18 protein-coding genes are annotated in these 18281 nt (G+C 71.5%); 5 read left to right on the forward strand and 13 right to left on the reverse strand.

Features of this window, described 5'->3' with window-relative positions; genetic code table 11:
* Positions 1 to 27 precede the first annotated feature (27 nt).
* Both AB0O53_RS20325 and AB0O53_RS20330 read left to right on the forward strand, forming a co-directional pair.
* On the forward strand, positions 28 to 756 hold the full coding sequence (locus tag AB0O53_RS20325) for a GAP family protein (RefSeq protein ID WP_351000635.1): 729 nt from the start codon (positions 28 to 30) through the stop codon (positions 754 to 756).
* 59 nt (positions 757 to 815) lie between these two features.
* Positions 816 to 2177 (forward strand): MFS transporter, encoded by a 1362-nt coding sequence (locus tag AB0O53_RS20330; RefSeq protein WP_435886663.1) that lies wholly within the window; start codon positions 816 to 818, stop codon positions 2175 to 2177.
* Between the two features lie 107 nt (positions 2178 to 2284).
* Here the strand turns inward: AB0O53_RS20330 and AB0O53_RS20335 are convergent, their stop codons facing one another.
* Entirely contained in the window at positions 2285 to 3616 is a 1332-nt protein-coding gene (locus AB0O53_RS20335) for a class I SAM-dependent RNA methyltransferase (RefSeq protein WP_365197209.1), read from the reverse strand.
* A 100-nt stretch (positions 3617 to 3716) separates the two neighbouring features.
* Entirely contained in the window at positions 3717 to 5771 is a 2055-nt protein-coding gene (locus AB0O53_RS20340) for an APC family permease (RefSeq protein ID WP_365197212.1), read from the reverse strand.
* 253 nt (positions 5772 to 6024) lie between these two features.
* Between AB0O53_RS20340 and AB0O53_RS20345 the strand changes: the two genes are divergently transcribed.
* Complete coding sequence (locus AB0O53_RS20345; RefSeq protein ID WP_351000733.1) at positions 6025 to 6693, forward strand: potassium channel family protein; 669 nt, start codon at positions 6025 to 6027, stop codon at positions 6691 to 6693.
* The gene (locus AB0O53_RS20350; RefSeq protein ID WP_030650639.1) at positions 6690 to 7352 is read left to right on the forward strand and encodes a potassium channel family protein; all 663 of its coding nucleotides are present in this window, start codon (positions 6690 to 6692) and stop codon (positions 7350 to 7352) included. Before AB0O53_RS20345 ends, AB0O53_RS20350 begins: the two co-directional genes overlap by 4 nt.
* A 127-nt stretch (positions 7353 to 7479) precedes the next feature.
* On the opposite strand, the gene AB0O53_RS20355 is transcribed toward AB0O53_RS20350, so the two are convergent.
* The 7 genes from AB0O53_RS20355 to AB0O53_RS20385 all read right to left on the reverse strand — a co-directional run bounded on the left by AB0O53_RS20355 (position 7480) and on the right by AB0O53_RS20385 (position 14160).
* A complete protein-coding gene (locus tag AB0O53_RS20355; RefSeq protein WP_351000614.1) occupies positions 7480 to 8211 on the reverse strand; it encodes a DUF3159 domain-containing protein in 732 nt (243 codons plus the stop codon).
* A 6-nt stretch (positions 8212 to 8217) separates the two neighbouring features.
* Complete coding sequence (locus tag AB0O53_RS20360; protein ID WP_351000611.1) at positions 8218 to 8637, reverse strand: OB-fold nucleic acid binding domain-containing protein; 420 nt, start codon at positions 8635 to 8637, stop codon at positions 8218 to 8220.
* A 25-nt stretch (positions 8638 to 8662) separates the two neighbouring features.
* The gene (locus tag AB0O53_RS20365; RefSeq protein ID WP_031146595.1) at positions 8663 to 9349 is read right to left on the reverse strand and encodes a response regulator; all 687 of its coding nucleotides are present in this window, start codon (positions 9347 to 9349) and stop codon (positions 8663 to 8665) included.
* Positions 9346 to 12045 (reverse strand): DUF4118 domain-containing protein, encoded by a 2700-nt coding sequence (locus AB0O53_RS20370; RefSeq protein ID WP_365197216.1) that lies wholly within the window; start codon positions 12043 to 12045, stop codon positions 9346 to 9348. Before AB0O53_RS20370 ends, AB0O53_RS20365 begins: the two co-directional genes overlap by 4 nt.
* Before the next feature lie 201 nt (positions 12046 to 12246).
* The gene (locus tag AB0O53_RS20375) at positions 12247 to 13029 is read right to left on the reverse strand and encodes a DUF3710 domain-containing protein (RefSeq protein ID WP_351000606.1); all 783 of its coding nucleotides are present in this window, start codon (positions 13027 to 13029) and stop codon (positions 12247 to 12249) included.
* A 1-nt stretch (position 13030) separates the two neighbouring features.
* Positions 13031 to 13576, reverse strand: a complete 546-nt coding sequence (gene dut / locus AB0O53_RS20380) for a dUTP diphosphatase (protein ID WP_351000604.1) — start codon at positions 13574 to 13576, stop codon at positions 13031 to 13033.
* Positions 13576 to 14160 (reverse strand): PaaI family thioesterase, encoded by a 585-nt coding sequence (locus tag AB0O53_RS20385; RefSeq protein WP_365197219.1) that lies wholly within the window; start codon positions 14158 to 14160, stop codon positions 13576 to 13578. The genes dut and AB0O53_RS20385 overlap by 1 nt, the downstream gene beginning before the upstream one ends.
* Before the next feature lie 58 nt (positions 14161 to 14218).
* Here AB0O53_RS20385 and AB0O53_RS20390 point away from each other — a divergent pair, with 58 nt between their 5' ends.
* A complete protein-coding gene (locus AB0O53_RS20390) occupies positions 14219 to 14677 on the forward strand; it encodes a DUF3093 domain-containing protein (protein WP_365197222.1) in 459 nt (152 codons plus the stop codon).
* Between the two features lie 41 nt (positions 14678 to 14718).
* Here the strand turns inward: AB0O53_RS20390 and AB0O53_RS20395 are convergent, their stop codons facing one another.
* The 4 genes from AB0O53_RS20395 to AB0O53_RS20410 form a co-directional block, all read right to left on the reverse strand.
* The gene (locus AB0O53_RS20395; RefSeq protein ID WP_365197225.1) at positions 14719 to 15648 is read right to left on the reverse strand and encodes a hypothetical protein; all 930 of its coding nucleotides are present in this window, start codon (positions 15646 to 15648) and stop codon (positions 14719 to 14721) included.
* A gap of 12 nt (positions 15649 to 15660) precedes the next feature.
* Complete coding sequence (locus AB0O53_RS20400; protein ID WP_030036261.1) at positions 15661 to 15957, reverse strand: DUF4193 domain-containing protein; 297 nt, start codon at positions 15955 to 15957, stop codon at positions 15661 to 15663.
* A 383-nt stretch (positions 15958 to 16340) separates the two neighbouring features.
* Entirely contained in the window at positions 16341 to 17585 is a 1245-nt protein-coding gene (locus AB0O53_RS20405) for a sensor histidine kinase (RefSeq protein WP_351000594.1), read from the reverse strand.
* A gap of 4 nt (positions 17586 to 17589) precedes the next feature.
* The gene (locus AB0O53_RS20410) at positions 17590 to 18243 is read right to left on the reverse strand and encodes a response regulator transcription factor (protein WP_030008767.1); all 654 of its coding nucleotides are present in this window, start codon (positions 18241 to 18243) and stop codon (positions 17590 to 17592) included.
* Positions 18244 to 18281: the final 38 nt, after the last annotated feature.

Consider the following 18281-nt stretch of genomic DNA (forward strand, 5'->3'; position numbering starts at 1 on the left):
TCCCCCGTTCTCCTGTGAAAGGCCTCCGTGGACGTTCTCGGCCAGATCCTGCCCCTCGCCCTGCTCGACACGGTGAGTGTGTCGACCCTGGCGATCCCGGTCTGGTTCCTGCTGACCCCGCGCGGCCTGCGCATCGGCAACGTCTACGGGTATCTGTTCATCGTCGGCGCCGGATACCTGGCCCTGGGACTCCTGCTGCTGGGCGGCCTTTCGGCGGTCAGGGAGCCGTTGGGCGACGCCGTCGCCTCGCCGGCCGGCGACACCGCGGTCGCGGTGGCCGGCGGGGCGCTCCTGCTCCTCGGGCTCTACTACGGCTTCGTCAAACGCGACAGGGACGACCGGGGCGAGGAGGGCAACCAGGGCCGGCTGACCCGGTGGCGGGAGGCGGCGGTCGGCTCGAAGGCCACCGCACGCGGCGTCGTGACCGTGGCGCTCGTCGCCGTGGCCCTCGAAATCGCGACGATGTTCCCCTACTTGGCCGCCATCGACATCCTCGACCGCAGCAGGCAGCCGTGGGTGGAACAGGCTGCCCTGCTGGCCCTGTACTGCCTGGTGATGATCGGCCCGGCGGTACTGGCCGCCGTCGCCCAGCAGATCGCGGGCCGCTCCCTGCACCCGGCCCTGAACCGGATCGACCGTTGGATCCGGCGCAACGCACGGGAGAACACTGCCTGGCTCTTCGGCGTCGTCGGCTTCCTCATGCTCTCCACGACGAAGCTGTACGAGTACGGCATGAACCGCCTGACAGGGGAGTGAGCGCGGTGGACGGCGCCGGGCCGACCGCTGAGCCCGCGGCCGAGCCGGTGGCCGAGTCCGTGGCCGAGTCCGTCGGCGGACCTACACCCGGGCGGCGCACCCTACGGCCGCTCGCCGGAGTGCTGACGGCTCTGGCCGTCTCACTGTCCGGCACGGCGGTCTCGGCCATTGCCCTGCCCTGGTTCGCGCTCGCCACCACGGGCAGCGCCGCCCGGACCGGACTGGTCGCCTTCTGCGAGATGACCCCCTACGTCGTGGTCAAACTGCTCAGCGGACCTCTGGTCGACCGGACAGGCCCGCGCACCGTCTCCTGGACCACCGACCTGGTCAGCGCGCTCGCCGCAGCCGCCGTACCGCTGCTGCACGCCCTGGATCTGCTCTCCTTCCCGGTCCTGCTCGTCCTGGTCGCGCTGATCGGCGCGGCCCGGGGCCCGGGCGACCTGGCCAAGGAGGTGTTGCTCCCGGAGGCCGCCGAGCGCGGCCGGGTCCCGCTGGAACGGGCGGCCGGGCTGTCCGGCGTGATCGAGCGGCTCGCCGCCACTGTGGGCCCGGCCGCCGGGGGTGTCCTGGTGGCGCTGTTGGGTCCCCTGACGAGTCTGGCCGTCAACGCGGCCTGCTTCGTTCTCGGTTCGCTGATCATCGCCGTCACACTGCCTCGCGGCATGGGGTACGCGGCAGAGGCCGCCCCATCACCGGACGAGGAGAGCCGGCGGGAGCCCGGAGCGGAAGGTGCGCCGGAAGAGCCTGAGAAGCGGGGCGAGGCGGGCTACTGGCAGCGGTTCGGGGAGGGTCTCGCCTTTCTGCGCGGCGAGCCGCTGCTGCTCACCATCGTGGCCATGGTCGGGGTCACCAACCTGCTGGACGCCGGATTCTCCACCGTGCTCCTCCCCGTCTGGGCCAGAGAGTCCGACAACGGGCCCGCGGCGATCGGGCTGCTGGGCGGAACAACGGGAGCGGCGGCGGTCGTCGGGAGCCTGGTCGCCGCCGTGTACGCGCACCGGCTGCGCCGCCGGACGGTGTTCTTTGCCGGGTTCCTGCTTGCCGGGGCACCGCGCTTCATCGTCCTGGCGGCTGACGCGCCGATGGGCGTGGTGCTCGCCGTGTTCGCGGTGAGCGGGTTCGGCGCGGGATTCCTCAACCCGGTCCTGGGCGCAGTCCTCTACGAACGGATACCGCGCCGGCTGCTGGGCCGGGTCAACGCCGTGGGCGACTCTGTGGCCCGGGCCGGCGTCCCCCTGGGCGGACTGCTCCTGGGGGCGGCGGTGACGTCAGCCGGACTCGTAGCGGTGCTGTCGGCCGCCGGGGCCGCGTACTTCCTCACGACGAGCCTCGCCGGGCTGCGCCGGGAGTGGCGCGAGCTGGACCGTCCCGGCCGGGGCGCCGGACGGGAACCCACCCGGTCGGCGCATCAGGGTCGTTGACCAACCCCGACGCCTATCCCGACCACGGCGAGCCAGTGACGACAGGACCGGGCCGTGCCGCCGCCGGCTCTCGCAGCAGGGCTGCGACCTGATGCGAGAGCCGCCGGTCAGTGACCCTTCTCGGCGGGCTCCAGGATCGCGACGCACTCCACGTGGTGGGTCATCGGGAAGAGGTCGAAGACGCGCAGGGTGCGGGGCTTGTAGCCGTACTCCTTGAAGTAGCCCAGGTCGCGGGCCAGGGCGGCCGGGTCGCAGGCCACGTAGGCGATGCGGCGCGCCGAGAGGCCGGCCACGTGGCGGACCGTCTGCTTGCCCGCGCCCGCGCGGGGCGGGTCCAGGACGACCAGGTCGCACTCCGTGATGCCGGTCTTCGGCAGGACCGTCTCGACCTTGCCCTGCTCGATGCGGACCCGGGGGAAGTCCGCCAGGTTGTGCCGGGCGTCCTCCACCGCGCGCTTCGTCGACTCGATGCCCAGCACCGCGCCCGTCTCGCCCAGGCGCTCGGCCAGGGCTCCCGCGAAGATGCCGACGCCGCAGTACAGGTCGAGGGCCATCTCGCCCTTGCGCGGCATCAGGCCCTGCATGACGGCCTTGATCAGGGTGTCCGCGGCCTGCGGGTGGACCTGCCAGAAGCCGCCCATGCCCACGCGGTACGTACGGCCGTCCGCGCGCTCCCGGACGAAGGGGCGGCCGTGGACGCGGTGGACCCCGCCGTCCTTCTCCTCCACCCGCAGGACCGAGACCGGCTTGTCGAGCTCCACCAGCGGGAGGCGGCCGCCGGGGCGGGGGGTCAGGACGACCTGGCGGTCCTGGGAGCCCGTCGCGGCGATCGCCTCGACCGTGGCCATCTGGGGCCAGTCCTGCTTCTCGATGCCGAGCTCGCTGACGCCCGGCGCCGCGATCATGCAGTGGTCGATCGGCTCGATCTCGTGCGAGCGGTGCTTGCGCAGGCCGACGGTGCCGTCCGCGTCGACCGCGTACTGCACGCGCGTGCGCCACTGCGGCACCTGTCCGGCCGGCAGCTTGTCGCCCTCGGCCGGCATCACGGTGCCGTCCCAGCCGGCCTCTTCCGCGGTGAGCCCGGCGAGCCGCTTGAGCTGCTCGGCGACGACCTCGCCCTTGAGGCGGCGCTGCGCACCCGGCTTGGCATGCTGCCAGTCGCAGCCGCCGCACTTGCCGGGGCCGGCGTACGGGCACGGGGCCTCGACGCGGTCCTTGGAGGCGTCGAGCACGGTGATCGCGTCGGCGCGCAGGAAGCGGGAGTCGACGTCGCCCTCGGTGACCTTCGCGACGACCTTCTCGCCGGGCAGGGTGTGGCGGACGAACAGGACACGGCCCTCGGCGGTCCGGGCGATGCAGTGCCCGCCGTGCGCGACGGGACCGACCTCGACCTCGTACTCCTCCCCGACCAGTGACTGCTTCTCGTTCTGCTGCGTCATGGCGGGGTGGCTCCAAGGATGAGAAAACCGGAAAAGGGAAACGGCCGGACGACCGACCCACCAGTTTACGTGGATCTCGTCCGGCCGTTCACCAACCGCCTCAGCCCTTGCCGGTCGGCGCCTTCGGCGGCCGCGGCGTGTCCACCGGACCGCGGCGGACCGAGCCCGGGGCGTTCCAGTCCTGGCGCTTCTTCGCCCGGCGCTTGGCGAGTTCCGAGGATTCCAGCTGGTAGGGCACCGAGGTGACCATCACACCGGGGGTGAAGAGCAGCCGGCCCTTGAGCCGCAGCGCGCTCTGGTTGTGCAGCAGGTGCTCCCACCAGCGGCCGACGACGTACTCGGGGATGTAGACGCTGACCGCGTCGCGCGGGTTCTCGCTGCGCAGGCCCTTGACGTACTCGACCACCGGGCGGGTGATCTCGCGGTACGGCGAGTCGAGGATCTTGAGCGGGACGTTGATCCCGCGCCGGTCCCACTCCTCGCGCAGGGCCTTGGTCTCGACCGGGTCGACGCTGATGCTGACCGCTTCCAGGGTGTCCGAGCGGGTCAGCTTGGCGAAGGCCAGGGCGCGCAGCGTGGGCTTGTGCACCTTGGAGACCAGGACGATCGAGTGGACGCGGGAGGGGCGCACGCTGTCGTCGCTGGGGCCCTCCGCGGCGGCGATCTCGGCGGAGACCCGGTCGTAGTGCTTGCGGATCGCGGTCATCGTGCCGTAGAAGATCACCATGCCGAGCAGGGCGACCCAGGCGCCGTGGGTGAACTTGGTGGCCAGGACGATGACCAGGACCATGCCGGTGAAGAAGGCGCCGAAGGTGTTGATCGCCCGGGAGCGGTGCATGCGCCGGCGGGCGGAGACGTCGCGCTCCGTCCTCAGGTGCCGGTTCCAGTGCCGGACCATGCCGATCTGGCTCAGCGTGAAGGACACGAAGACGCCGACGATGTAGAGCTGGATCAGCTTCGTCGAGTCCGCGTCGTAGATCCAGACGAGCAGTATGGCGGCGCCGGCGAGGAGCACGATGCCGTTGGAGAAGGCGAGCCGGTCGCCGCGCGTGTGCAGCTGGCGCGGCAGGTAGCGGTCCTGCGCGAGGATCGAGCCGAGCAGCGGGAAGCCGTTGTACGCGGTGTTCGCGGCCAGGAACAGCACCAGCGCGGTGGCCGTGGCCAGCAGGATGAACAGGATGCTGCCGCCTCCGAAGACGGCCTCGCCGACCTGGGAGATCACCGGGTCCTGGACGTACTCGGGGCCGACCGGGACGCCGTTGTGCAGCAGGTCCACGGCGGGGTTCTCGGCCATCCGCACGTCGGTGGCCATGGCCAGGCCGATGATCCCGCAGAACATGGTGACGGCCAGGCCGCCCATCAGGGCGAGGGTGGTCGCGGCGTTCTTGCTCTTGGGCTTGCGGAAGGCGGGCACGCCGTTGCTGATCGCCTCGACGCCGGTCAGTGCGGCACAGCCCGAGGAGAAGGCGCGCAGCAGCAGGAAGACCATGGCGAAACCGGCCAGGCCCTTCTGCTCGGGTTCGATCTCGAAATCGGCCGTCGGCGCCGACATGGTCTCGCCGAGGACGATGCCCTTCCAGGCGCCCCAGCCGATCATGACGAAGACCGCGGCGACGAAGACATAGGTCGGGATCGCGAAGAGCTTGCCGGACTCCTTCACGCCGCGCAGATTCATCAGCGTGAGCAGAAGGATCATGACGATCGCCGAGAGCACCTTGTGCTCGATGACGAAATGCACGGCGGAGCCGAGATTCTCCACTCCGGAGGAAATCGACACCGCGACGGTCAGGACGTAGTCGACGAGCAGGGCGCTCGCGACGGTCAGGCCGGCCCGGGGTCCGAGGTTGGTGTTGGCCACCTCGTAGTCGCCGCCGCCGCTGGGGTAGGCGTGGACGTTCTGCCGGTAGGAGGCGACCACCGTGAACATCAGCACCACGACCGCGAGGGCGATCCAGGGGCTGTACTGGTAGGCGGAGACGCCCGCGATCGACAGGACCAGCAGGACCTCGCCCGGGGCGTAGGCCACGGACGAGAGAGGGTCGGACGCGAAGACAGGAAGGGCGATCCGCTTGGGAAGGAGGGTTTCCCCGAGGCGGTCGCTGTGCAGCGCCCGGCCGATCAGGATCCGTTTGGGCACGTCGGTCAGTTTGGACACGCAGAGGATCGTAAGCGTTCGAAATCCGGCTGACGAACCCCCCCACCCCCTCATACCGCAAGTCCGTCGCAATTCCTCCCCGACCGCACCACGAGCGTGACCCGGGTGTGCTGCGGAAACGTCGCGGGAAGCCCCAAGAGGTCACACCCGCGACCGCCCGTGTGTAGCTTGGGCCATGGTCTGAGACCCTGTTGAAACAGAGCATGCAATGAGGCTGGGAACCAGCGAGTCGCTGACAGCCGGAAGGACGGCCGTGCACATCGTCATCATGGGTTGCGGAAGAGTGGGCTCCGCCCTCGCGCAAACCCTGGAACAGCAGGGTCATACGGTCGCAGTCGTCGACCAGGACCCCACCGCATTCCGCCGGCTCGGCGCCGGTTTCGGCGGCCGCCGCGTCACCGGGGTCGGCTTCGACCAGGACACCCTGCGGGAGGCGGGAATCGAGGACGCGGGCGCGTTCGCGGCCGTCAGCAGTGGTGACAATTCCAACATCATCGCCGCCCGGGTGGCCCGCGAGATGTTCGGTGTCGAGAACGTCGCCGCGCGCATCTACGACCCCAAGCGCGCCGAGGTCTACCAGCGGCTGGGCATCCCCACCGTCGCCACCGTGCGGTGGACCGCCGACCAGATGCTGCGCCGGCTGCTGCCGTCGGGCGCCGAACCGCTGTGGCGGGACCCGAGCGGCGGCGTGCAGCTCGCCGAGGTGCACACCTCCCCCGCCTGGATCGGCCACAAGGTCAGCAAGCTCCAGGAGGAGACCGGCGTCCGTGTCGCGTTCCTCACCCGGCTGGGCGAGGCCACGCTGCCCACGTCGCAGACGGTGCTGCAGGAGGGCGACCTCGTCCACGTGATGATGCGCACGGACGAGATCGACAAGGTCGAGGCGGCTTTCGCCGAGGGGCCTGAGGAGGCACACGCATGAGGGTCGCTATCGCCGGGGCAGGCGCGGTGGGCCGCTCCATCGCGGGCGAGCTGCTGGAGAACGGCCACGAGGTGCTCCTGGTCGACAAGGCGCCGACCGCCATCTCCGTGGAGCGCGTGCCGCAGGCCGAGTGGCTGCTGGCCGACGCGTGCGAGATCACCTCGCTGGACGAGGCGGCGCTGCAGCGCTGCAACGTGGTCATCGCGGCGACCGGCGACGACAAGGTCAACCTCGTCGTCTCGCTGCTCGCGAAGACCGAGTACGGGGTGCCGCGCGTGGTGGCCCGCGTCAACAACCCCAAGAACGAGTGGCTCTTCAACGAGTCCTGGGGCGTGGACGTCGCCGTCTCCACGCCGCGCCTGATGTCGGCCCTGGTCGAGGAGGCCGTGAGCGTCGGCGACCTGGTACGGCTGCTGCGCTTCAGCCACGGCGACGCCAACCTGGTCGAGCTGACCCTGCCGGCCGACTCCTCGGTCGCGGGTACGCAGATCAGCGAGATCAGCTGGCCCGAGGACACCTCGCTGGTGACGATCATCCGGGGCAACCGGGTGCTGACGCCGCACGGCGAGGAGACCCTGGAGCCGGGCGACGAGCTGCTGTTCGTGGCCGCCCAGGCCCGCGAGGAGCAGCTGGAGGACCTCCTCCAGGCCCGCCGCTAGCCCTTGGCCCTGCGGGACCGCTCGACGACGAAGGGGGCGCACCCGACCGGGTGCGCCCCCTTCGCGCTTCCCCCGCCGAGGCGGGAGAGGGCCCCTCGGGGGCCGTGGTGCGCCGTGTGCCGGCCGGTCAGGCCTTCCGGTGGGACGGTGCCTTGCGGGCCTCCGCGGCCGCCTCCTTGGCCTCCCACTCCGCGATCACGTCGATCGGCGGCGGCGCCTTCGCCAGGAAGACCCAGGTGAAGTACACCGCGAGGACCATCGGCGGGAGCTTCAGCGCGATCAGGACCCAGCCCAGCTGGGTCGCGTCGCCCCACCAGTACAGGGGGAAGAGGATCGCGTACTTGGCGAGGAAGATCAGCCCCCAGGCCAGGCTGGCCTTGGTGTAGGCCTTCTTGCGCCCGGGGTTGCGGGTCCGCCAGGACAGGTTCTCCTTGAAGACCGGTCCCAGGATCACGCCCAGCAGCGGGAAGCCCACGAGCGCCGAGATCGTGAAGGCCAGGCCCAGGCAGACGCCGTAGATCATGCCCGGCAGGTAGAAGCCCTTCGCGCTGCCCGTGAACAGGGCGAAGGCCACGCCCACGCCCACGCCGAAGACCCCGCTGAAGGCGTGCTTGACCGTGTCCTTGCGCAGCAGCCGCACGATCACCAGCAGCACCGCGACCGCGCCCGCCGCGATGGCGGACATCTTCACGTCCTTGTTGATCGTGTAGATCATCACGAAGAGCAGTCCGGGCAGCATCGTCTCGATGGTGCCCCGGACACCCCCGAACGCGTCGAACAGGGCCGCCTGCGTCACGGCCTTCTGGTCCTCGGACGGCTCGGCGCCGGGTTCCGGGTTGGTCGGTTTGTCGAGTGACATCGCCGGTTACTGCTCCTGTCCGAGCGGTCGGAGTTCGTACTTCGGGTTGAACAGCACCCGACGGCCGTGACTCAGGGAGATGCGCCCGGAGGCGATCATGCGTCTCCCGGGCTCGATTCCCACGATCGAGCGACGCCCGAGCCAGACCACGTCCACTGCGCCGGAGCCGTCGAACAGCTCGGCCTCCAGGGCGGGGACGCCGGCTCGCGGCCGGAGGGTGACCGTGCGGAGGGTGCCGGTCACCTTGACTATCTGGCGGTCGTCGCAGTCGCAGATCCGCGTACAGCCCGCGGCTTCTGCGTCCTCCTGCAGCTCCGCGGAATGCAGCTCCTCCTGCGAGGTGGACAGCCGCTCGATCATCCGGCGGAACCGGCCCGCCGGCCTGGCCGGCTTCGCGGGCTTCTCGGGACGCGGTTCAGCACTCATACAGGAAAGCCTACCGGCGGGCCGACTACCTCTCGAAGCGGTATCCCATGCCCGGTTCGGTGATGAAGTGCCGCGGATGCGAGGGGTCCGCCTCCAGCTTGCGCCGCAGCTGGGCCATGTAGACCCGCAGGTAGTTCGTCTCGGTGCCGTACGAGGGCCCCCAGACCTCCTGGAGCAGCTGCTTCTGGCTGACCAGCTTGCCGCCGTTGCGGACCAGTACCTCCAGCAGGTGCCACTCGGTGGGGGTCAGCCGTACGTCGCGCCCCTCCCGCACCGCCTTCTTGGCGGCCAGGTCCACCGTGAAGCCCTCGGTCGCCACGACCACCTCGTCCTCGCCGGACCCTGCGGACGGCTCGGCCCGGCGGACGGCGGCGCGCAGCCTGGCCAGCAGCTCGTCCATGCCGAAGGGCTTGGTGACGTAGTCGTCGGCGCCCGCGTCCAGGGCCTCGACCTTCTCGTCGGAGCTGTGCCGGGCGGAGAGGACCAGGATCGGCACGCGGGTCCAGCCGCGCAGCCCCTTGATCACCTCCACCCCGTCCATGTCCGGCAGGCCGAGGTCGAGCACGACCACGTCGGGGTGGCGGGCCGCCGCGAGCTCCAGTGCGCTCGCGCCGTCGGCCGCGGCGTCGACCTCGTACTTGCGCGCCTTCAGATTGATCACGAGGGCTCGGACGATCTGCGGCTCGTCGTCCACCACGAGCACCCGGGTCATTGAGGTCCTGCCTTCTGTCGCGTCGTCCGGTCACGGTCGTGACCGGTGTCGAGGGAGTGGTCCGTACCGGTGCGGTCCGCGCCGGGGACTCCCGTGGCTCCGGGGTCGTCTCCCCCGCCGCCCCCGGGATCGCGTCCCGCGTCGTGCCGGGCATCGTGCCGGGCGTCCACCGTGCCACGGGCCGGTACCGGGCCGCCGGGCACCGCGCGCAGGGTCAGCACCATGGTCAGCCCGCCGCCGGGGGTGTCCTCGGCGGCGAGGGTGCCGCCCATGGCCTCGGTGAAGCCGCGGGCGACGGCCAGTCCGAGGCCGACCCCGGCGCCGCGCGGGGCGTCCCCGTGCCGCTGGAAGGGGGCGAAGATCCGGTCCTTGGCCTCGTCGGGGACCCCCGGGCCGCGGTCGACGACCCGTACTTCGACCCGGTCGCCGAGGCTGCTGGCCGCCACCAGTACGGGCGTGCCGGCCGGGCTGTACTTGACGGCGTTCTCCACGACGTTGGCCACGGCCCGCTCCAGCAGCCCGGGGTCCACCGCCACCATCGGCAGCGACTCGGGCACGTCCAGCAGCACGCTGTCCTCCGGTACGCCGCCCAGCGCCATCGGGACCACCTCGTCGAGGTCGATCTCGCGGATCAGCGGGGTGACGGTCCCGGTCTGCAGCCGCGACATGTCCAGCAGGTTGCCCACGAGGTGGTCGAGGCGGTCGGCGCCGTCCTCGATGCCCTCCAGGAGCACGGCGCGGTCCTCCTCGGACCAATCGACGTCGTCGGAGCGCAGCGAGGTCACGGAGGCCTTGATGGAGGCCAGCGGCGTACGCAGGTCGTGGCTGACGGCGGCGAGCAGGGCGGTCCGGATCCGGTTGCCCTCGGCCTGCCGGCGGGCCTCCTCGGCCTCGCCGACCAGCCGCTGGCGGTCGAGGACCACGGCCGCCTGGGCGGCGAAGGCGCCGAGGACGCGGCGGTCCTCGGCGGGCAGGACGCGTCCGGACAGGGCCAGCGCCATGTGGTCGCCGATGGGCATGTCCACATCGGCGTCCTCGGGCCGGGCCGCCGGGTGGGGGCCGACGCTGCCGGCCGGTTTCCAGGGCTCCAGGTCGTCGGCCCGCTCCAGCAGGGCCACCGACTCCATGGCGAAGGTCTCGCGCACCCGCTCCAGCAGCGCGTCCAGCGTGGTCTCGCCCCGCAGCACGCTCCCGGCGAGGAAGGAGAGGATCTCGGACTCGGCGCGCAGCCGGGCGGCCTGGTGGGTGCGGCGGGCGGCCAGGTCCACCACCGAGGCCACCGAGACGGCCACGCCGAAGAAGACGGTGATGGCGACGATGTTCCTGGGGTCGGACACGGTGAACCGGTGCAGCGGCGGGGCGAAGAAGTAGTTCAGCAGCAGTGAGCCGAGGGCGGCGGAGGCGAGGGCCGGCCAGAGCCCGCCCAGCAGTGCGGCGGCCACCGTCAGCGCCAGGAAGAGCAGCATGTCGTTGGCGAGCCCGAGATCGGCGTCGACGTGCGTGAGCAGCAGGCACAGCAGCACCGGGAAGACGGTTCCCACCACCCAGCCGGCCACGATCCGGTTGCGGCCGAGCCGGGCCGCCGAGCGGGCCACCGGCAGCCCGCGCCCCTTGGCGACCTCCTCGTGCGTGACGATGTGGACGTCGAGGTCGGGCCCCGAGTCGCGGGCCACGCTCGCGCCGACGCCGGGGCCGAAGACGTACTGCCAGGAGCGGCGGCGGCTGGAGCCGAGGACGATCTGGGTGGCGTTGACCCCGCGGGCGAAGGCCAGCAGGGCGTCGGGGATGCTGTCGCCGATGACGTGGTGAAACGTTCCTCCGAGGTCCTCGACCAGGGTCCTCTGGACCGCGAGCTCTTTCGGTGAGGCGGCGGTCAGGCCGTCGCTGCGCGCGATGTAGACGGCGAGGATCTCGCTGCCCGAGCCCTTGGCCGCCATCCGCGAGGCACGCCGGATGAGGGTGCGCCCCTCGGGCCCGCCGGTGAGCCCGACGACGATCCGCTCCCGCGCCTGCCAGGTCGAGCGGATCCCGTGCTCGCCCCGGTACTGCTGGAGGTACTCGTCCGCCCGGTCGGCCACCCACAGCAGCGCGAGCTCGCGCAGTGCGGTGAGGTTGCCCGGCCGGAAGTAGTTGGACAGGGCCGCGTCGACCTTCTCGGGCTTGTATATGTTCCCGTGCGCCATCCGCCGGCGCAGCGCCTGGGGGGACATGTCGACCAGCTCGACCTGGTCGGCCCTGCGGACGACCTCGTCGGGCACGGTCTCCCGCTGCCGCACCCCGGTGATCGCCTCGACCACGTCCCCGAGGGACTCCAGGTGCTGGATGTTGACGGTCGACACCACGTCGATGCCGGCCCGCAACAGCTCCTCCACGTCCTGCCAGCGCTTGGCGTTGCGCGAACCGGGGACGTTGGTGTGGGCCAGCTCGTCCACGAGCGCTATCGCGGGCCGGCGGGCGAGGAGCGCGTCCACGTCCATCTCGGTGAAGGTGGCGCCGCGGTGGGCCAGGGTCCGGCGTTCCACCTGTTCGAGGCCGTGCAGCATGACCTCCGTGCGCGGCCGCCCGTGGTGTTCGACGAAGCCGACGACGCAGTCCGCGCCCCGCTCCGTCCTGCGGTGCCCCTCCGAGAGCATCGCGTAGGTCTTGCCCACGCCGGGTGCCGCGCCGAGATAGATCCTGAGCTTGCCGCGTCCCATGGGCTCATTCTCGGGGACGTCCGGGCCGGGCACGCACCGATCGCGGCCCCGGGGCCGATCCCTGACGGATCTCTGACGCGGGCCGCCGCGGTGCGCCCGCGGTGCGCGAAAGCCGGTGGGCCCCACCCCGAGGGGGTGGGGCCCACCGGCCGGAAACACGACGCGTCCCCCTGTGCTCGGGGGCCGTCCGCGGTCAGCGGGTCAGCGGACCTCGGTGATCTCCGGGCCGCGTTCGAGCTGGCCCATGCCGCCGCCGAAGCGGGAGCCTTCCTGCTCCTCCGTCTGCACGCCGTCCGGCACCATCTGGGCGTCGTTGGGCAGCTTCAGGACGATCGGGTCGCGCGGGGCCATCGGGCCGTCGCCGCGGACGACGACGGTGTCCCGGAAGATCTGCTCCAGCACGCCCGCCGACTCGGGGCGCACCGCGCCCTGGCCGGAGATGACGCCCCGCAGGAACCAGCGCGGGCCGTCCACGCCGACGAAGCGGACCAGCTGGGCACCGGTCTGTCCGTCGGGCAGCGGGACGGGGACCTGCGCGCGCAGCTCCCAGCCCAGTGCGCCCTGGACCTCGTCGATGATGCCGCCCTGCTGGGTGATGCCCGCGGCGATCTCGTCGCGGACCTCGCCCCAGATGCCCTCCTTCTTGGGGGCGGCGAAGGCCTGCAGCTGCACGGCGCTGTCGCCGAGCACCACGGTGGCGGCCACGATGGCGTCCCCGGCGACCTCGACGCGCAGTTCCATGCCGTCGACACCGGGTACGAAGATGCCGCCCAGGTCGACCCGGCCCTCGGCCGGGTTCCCGAGCACCTCGGAGACGTCCCAGGGGCCGTCCGGCCGCGGGGCCGGGGGCAGGTTGATCCGGCGCGGCGCCTCGGCGGCGTCCGACTCGCCCGCGTCGTCCTGCTCAGCGGCGACGCCGTCTACGACCTGCTCGGCCGCGCCGCCGTCCTTGGCGGAGTCGTTCTTCTTGCGACGTCCGAACACGTCACTGTCCTTCCCGGTCGGTTACGACCGAAGCGTAGCCATTCCCACCCTGCTGACCAGCGCCGGATCCGGCCACGGCCGCATGACCGCCGGTGGAGCCGAAGCCCCCCTCGGCCCGGGCCGAGCCGGGAAGTTCCGCCACCTCGTGGAAGCGCACCTTCTCGACCCGCTGGACAACCAGCTGGGCAATGCGGTCGAAACGCTCGAACCTGACGCTCTCGCGAGGGTCGAGATTGACCACGATCACCTTGATCTCTCCACGGTACCCGGCATCCACCGTCCCCGGGGCATTCACGAGCGCGAGCCCGCAGCGTGCGGCCAGACCCGAACGCGGGTGCACGAAGGCCGCGTACCCGTCGGGCAGGGCGATCGAGACCCCGGTGGGCAGCACCGCGCGCTCACCGGGCTCCAGTACGGCGGCCTCGGTGGTGACCAGGTCGCAGCCGGCGTCACCGGGGTGCCCGTACGCCGGAATCGGCACCTCCGGGTCGACGCGGCGGATCAGCACGTCCACGTCGTGGCGGGGTCCGTTGTCGTTCAGGGACATCAGGGGTTCACCTCAAAGGCGCGTGCGCGCCTGACCTGGTCCGGGTCGGCCATGGCCGCCCGGATCTCCTCGGGCCGTCCGTTGTCGATGAAGTGGTCGACCTTCACTTCGATGAAGAGCGCGTCGGCGCGGACCGCGACCGGGCCCTCCGGCCCGCCTATCCGGCCCACGGCCGTGCAGTAGATCTTGCGGCCGGCGACGGCGGTGACCTCGGCCTCCAGGTACAGCACGGTGTCCACGGGCACCGGCCGCACGAAGTCCGTCTCCAGCCGTCCGGTCACGGCGATGACCCGCAGCAGCCAGTTCAGCGAGCCCAGCGTCTCGTCGAGTGCGGTGGCGAGCACCCCGCCGTGGGCGAGCCCGGGCGCGCCCTGGTGGGCGGGCCTGACGGTGAACTCGGCGCTGACGCGCACGCCCTCGCCGGCCCTGGCCTCCAGGTGCAGCCCGTGCGGCTGGCCCCCGCCGCAGCCGAAGCAGTGCTCGTAGTGGGCACCGAGGAGCTCACCGGGTGCCGGCGCGTCGGGATGCCGGACCGGTGCGGCGGCATCGTCCGGGGGCGTCAACGCTGTGTTTCGTCCACTCACAGCCGCAGACCTTACCCGCGCGGCTACCCGCCGGTCGCCTCGTGGCAGGCTTGAGCACATGCAGCTCTCCACCGCGCACCACGACGAACGCCTGACCGCCCCCCGCTCCTGGTGGGGCATCGCCGTCATGACCGGCCTCGCGGGCGCGCTGATGCTGCTGCCGCTGGGGACGCTGCCGCTGCTGGCGGGCCTCGTCGGCGGCACCGCGCTGGCCGGCCTGGTGGTGAGTTCGTACGGCTCCGCGCGCGTGCGCGTGGTGAACGGGGCGCTGGCCGCCGGCGAGGCGCGGATCCCGGTGTCGGCGCTGGGCGAGCCCGAGATCCTGGACGCCGAGGAGGCGCGCGCCTGGCGCACGTACAAGGCGGACCCCCGGGCCTTCATGCTGATGCGCAGCTACGTGGCGACGGCGGTCCGCATCGAGGTCACCGACCCCGCCGACCCGACCCCGTACGTCTACGTCTCCACCCGCGAACCGCAGGCCCTGGTCTCGGCCCTGCGTGCGGCGCGGGCGGCCTGACGGGCCTGCCCGGGGCCGCCGCGCACGCGGCGGCGGGGGCGTCAGCCGCGCGTGAAGTACTCCGGACCCTCCAGGGCTGCCCTGGTGGCCTCGGGAAGGGGCTCCACGGGCCGTTCCAGGGGCGGCAGGGCGCGCAGGGCCTCCCAGGCCACCGCCTGCCTGCGCAGGTCTCCACGGACCTTCTCGGCGAGTTTGCGGGTGTCGCGGCGGTTCATGACCGCTCCGACCGCGGCGCCCACCATGAACGGCATGAGGTTGGGCAGGCTGCGGATCATCCGCTTCATGATCTGCTGGCGCAGTTCGCGCTTCATCTGCCCGCCGAGGGCGGCGTTCAGCGTCGTGGGCTTGGTGAGGTCGACCCCGCGCTCTTCCGTCCACGCGGTCAGGTAGGCGAACGTGCGCTCCTTGAGGTTGCCGTGCGGCCGCTGGCCGTAGACCTCGTGGAGTTCCGCGATGAGCTTCAGCTCGATCGCCGCGACGCCGGTGATCTCCGCCGCGAGTTCGGCGGGCATCGCGGGCGGCACCGGCAGCATGGCCGCCGCGCCGATGCTGGCGCCCACGGTCGCCGAGGCGGCGGTGGCGCCGGAGATCAGCTTGTCGGCGAGCTGCTCGGGACCGAGGCCGGGGAACTGCGCCCGCAGCGTGGCGAGGTCCCGGACCGGAACGCGCGGCGCGTTCTCGATGACCCTGTCGGTGACGTAGAGGGCGGCGCCGCGCACGCCTTCGCCGCCCTTGCGCACACCGTTCTTGACGGCTTGCAGCCGACGGCCCCCGGCACCGCGCCGGGACCCCTCGCCGGGCTCGGCGCCCGACGCCGCCGGGGCGGTGTCGGAGGCGACGGCGAGTGCCGCACTGGCGGAGCCGCCGGGGGCTTCGGAACCCGTCTCCGGGTCCGTGGTCACCACCTGCGTCTCCGCCGGATCACCCTGCTTCCGGAAGGGTCGCCTCCGAAAGGGTGTCGAGCCAGCCACGGCCTACGCCTCTCAGTCGCAGTCGCGACAGATCGGCTGACCGTTCTTCTCGCGTGCCAGCTGGCTGCGGTGGTGCACCAGGAAGCAGCTCATGCAGGTGAACTCGTCGGCCTGCTTGGGCAGGACCCGAACGGCCAGCTCCTCGTTGGAGAGGTCCGCACCGGGAAGCTCCAGGCTCTCGGCCGAGTCGAATTCGTCCATGTCGACGGACGAGGACGACTTCTCATTGCGTCGAGCCTTCAGCTCTTCAATGCTGTCGTTGTCGACATCGTCGTCGGTCTTGCGCGGGGTGTCGTAGTCCGTTGCCATTGTTCGCTCTCCCCCTCTGGGTGTTAGCGGTGTCTCAGCGCACGTAACGCACGAGAGGCCGGACTTGTGCCCGACCTGAGGCGGAGATTTTGCCTCACATCAAGGTCTGTTACTCAATCGACACCCAGCCGCCCACCTGAAGGGGCGATCGGCTGGGATGACGACCGGGACCGTACACGGTCCGGGCGCCGTCTTGCACAAACGCCACCCCGTGTATTTCCCGCCATTCGGGGGGCCGGAAACCCGGACTTCCCGGGCGTTCCGGCCGCCCCCGAGTCACCGAACACACAAGGCCCGCCACCGCCGACTGTGATCGATCACACAGGGGCGGATGGATTCAGGGGCCAAGTATTCAGCCAAAAGCGAACGCGGGGTGGGGGGTCTCACAAAGGCAGAGTGACGCGCATCACGAGGCCACCGCCCTCCCGGGGCATCGCCTGGATCCTGCCGCCGTGTGCGCGCGCCACGGAGCGCGCGATCGACAGGCCCAGCCCGACACCCTTGTCACTGCCCGTGCGCTCCGTACGCAGCCGCCTGAACGGCTCGAAGAGGTTGTCCACCTCGTACGCGGGAACCACGGGACCCGTGTTCGACACCAGGAGCACCGCCTGACCGTGCTGGGCCTCGGTGGTGACCTCCACCCAGCCGTCCTCCGGCACGTTGTACCGGACGGCGTTCTGCACCAGGTTGAGGGCGATCCGCTCCAGCAGGACGCCGTTGCCCTGCACGACGGCCGGCTCGCGCTCGCCGCGGATCTCCACGCCCTTGGCGTCGGCCTCGCCCCGCACCTGGTCGACGGCGCGCGAGGCGACCTCCGCCAGGTCCACGGGCTTGCGCTCGACGATCTGGTTCTCGCTGCGGGCCAGCAGCAGCAGGCCCTCGACCAGCTGCTCGCTGCGCTCGTTGGTGGCGAGCAGGGTCTTGCCGAGCTGCTGGAGCTCCACCGGGGCACCCGGATCCGACAGGTGCACCTCCAGCAGGGTCCGGTTGATCGCCAGCGGCGTCCGCAGCTCGTGCGAGGCGTTGGCGACGAACCGCTGCTGGGCCGTGAAGGCCCGCTCCAGCCGGTCGAGCATCTCGTCGAAGGTGTCGGCGAGCTCCTTGAGCTCGTCGTCCGGCCCGTCCAGCTCGATCCGCCGGGTCAGGTCGGAGCCGACCACCCGGCGGGCGGTACGGGTGATCTTGCCCAGCGGCGAGAGCACCCGGCCGGCCATCGCGTAGCCGAAGGCGAAGGCGATGATGCTCAGGCCCAGCAGGGCCATCAGCGAGCGGCTCAGCAGGTCGTCCAGGGCGTGCCTGCGCTGTTCGAGGATGCACTGGCCGATCGCGGCGTTGAACTGGTCGGGCGTCAGTTCGAGGCCCACCACTCCCGGACAGGAGCTGCTGGTGACCTTCACCTGGCCGCCCACGATCTGGAACGGCAGTGCGTTGCCCTGCCGCAGCGCCTGGGCCGCCAGCAGATAGATGATCGACAGCAGCAGGATGCCCGCGATCAGGAACATCCCGCCGTAGAGCAGGGTGAGGCGTATCCGGATGGTCGGCCTCAGCCACGGGAAGGGACCCTCGGGCTGGCCGGGGTCCCAGTTCGGTTTCGGTGGCGCCGTCGGTGGCGCCGGGGTGGTCGCCACGTGGTCAGATCCGGTATCCGGAGCCGGGCACCGTCACGATGACGGGCGGCTCGCCCAGCTTGCGGCGCAGGGTCATCACCGTCACGCGCACCACGTTGGTGAACGGGTCGGTGTTCTCGTCCCAGGCCTTCTCCAGCAGCTGCTCGGCGGAGACCACGGTCCCCTCGCTGCGCATGAGGACCTCCAGCACCGCGAACTCCTTCGGCGCCAGCTGCACCTCCTTGCCCTCGCGGAACACCTCGCGCCGGTTCGGGTCCAGCTTGATCCCGGCCCGCTCCAGTACGGGCGGCAGCGCGACGGTGGTGCGCCGGCCGAGCGCCCGCACGCGGGCGGTCAGCTCGGTGAAGGCGAAGGGCTTGGGCAGGTAGTCGTCCGCCCCGAGCTCCAGGCCCTCCACGCGGTCGCTCACGTCGCCGGAGGCGGTCAGCATCAGCACGCGGGTGGGCATGCCGAGCTCGACGATCTTCCGGCACACGTCGTCGCCGTGCACGAGCGGGAGGTCCCGGTCGAGCACGACCACGTCGTAGTCGTTCACGCCGACCCGCTCCAGGGCGGCGGCGCCGTCGTACACGACGTCCACGGCCATGGCCTCCCGGCGCAGGCCGGTGGCCACCGCATCGGCGAGCAGCTGCTCGTCCTCGACGACGAGTACGCGCACGTCGTTTCCTTCCTCCGAGCCCAGAAGGGCACACGTGT

Origin of the sequence: Streptomyces erythrochromogenes (assembly GCF_040684695.1) — a bacterium.
GTDB lineage: Bacteria > Actinomycetota > Actinomycetes > Streptomycetales > Streptomycetaceae > Streptomyces > Streptomyces erythrochromogenes_C.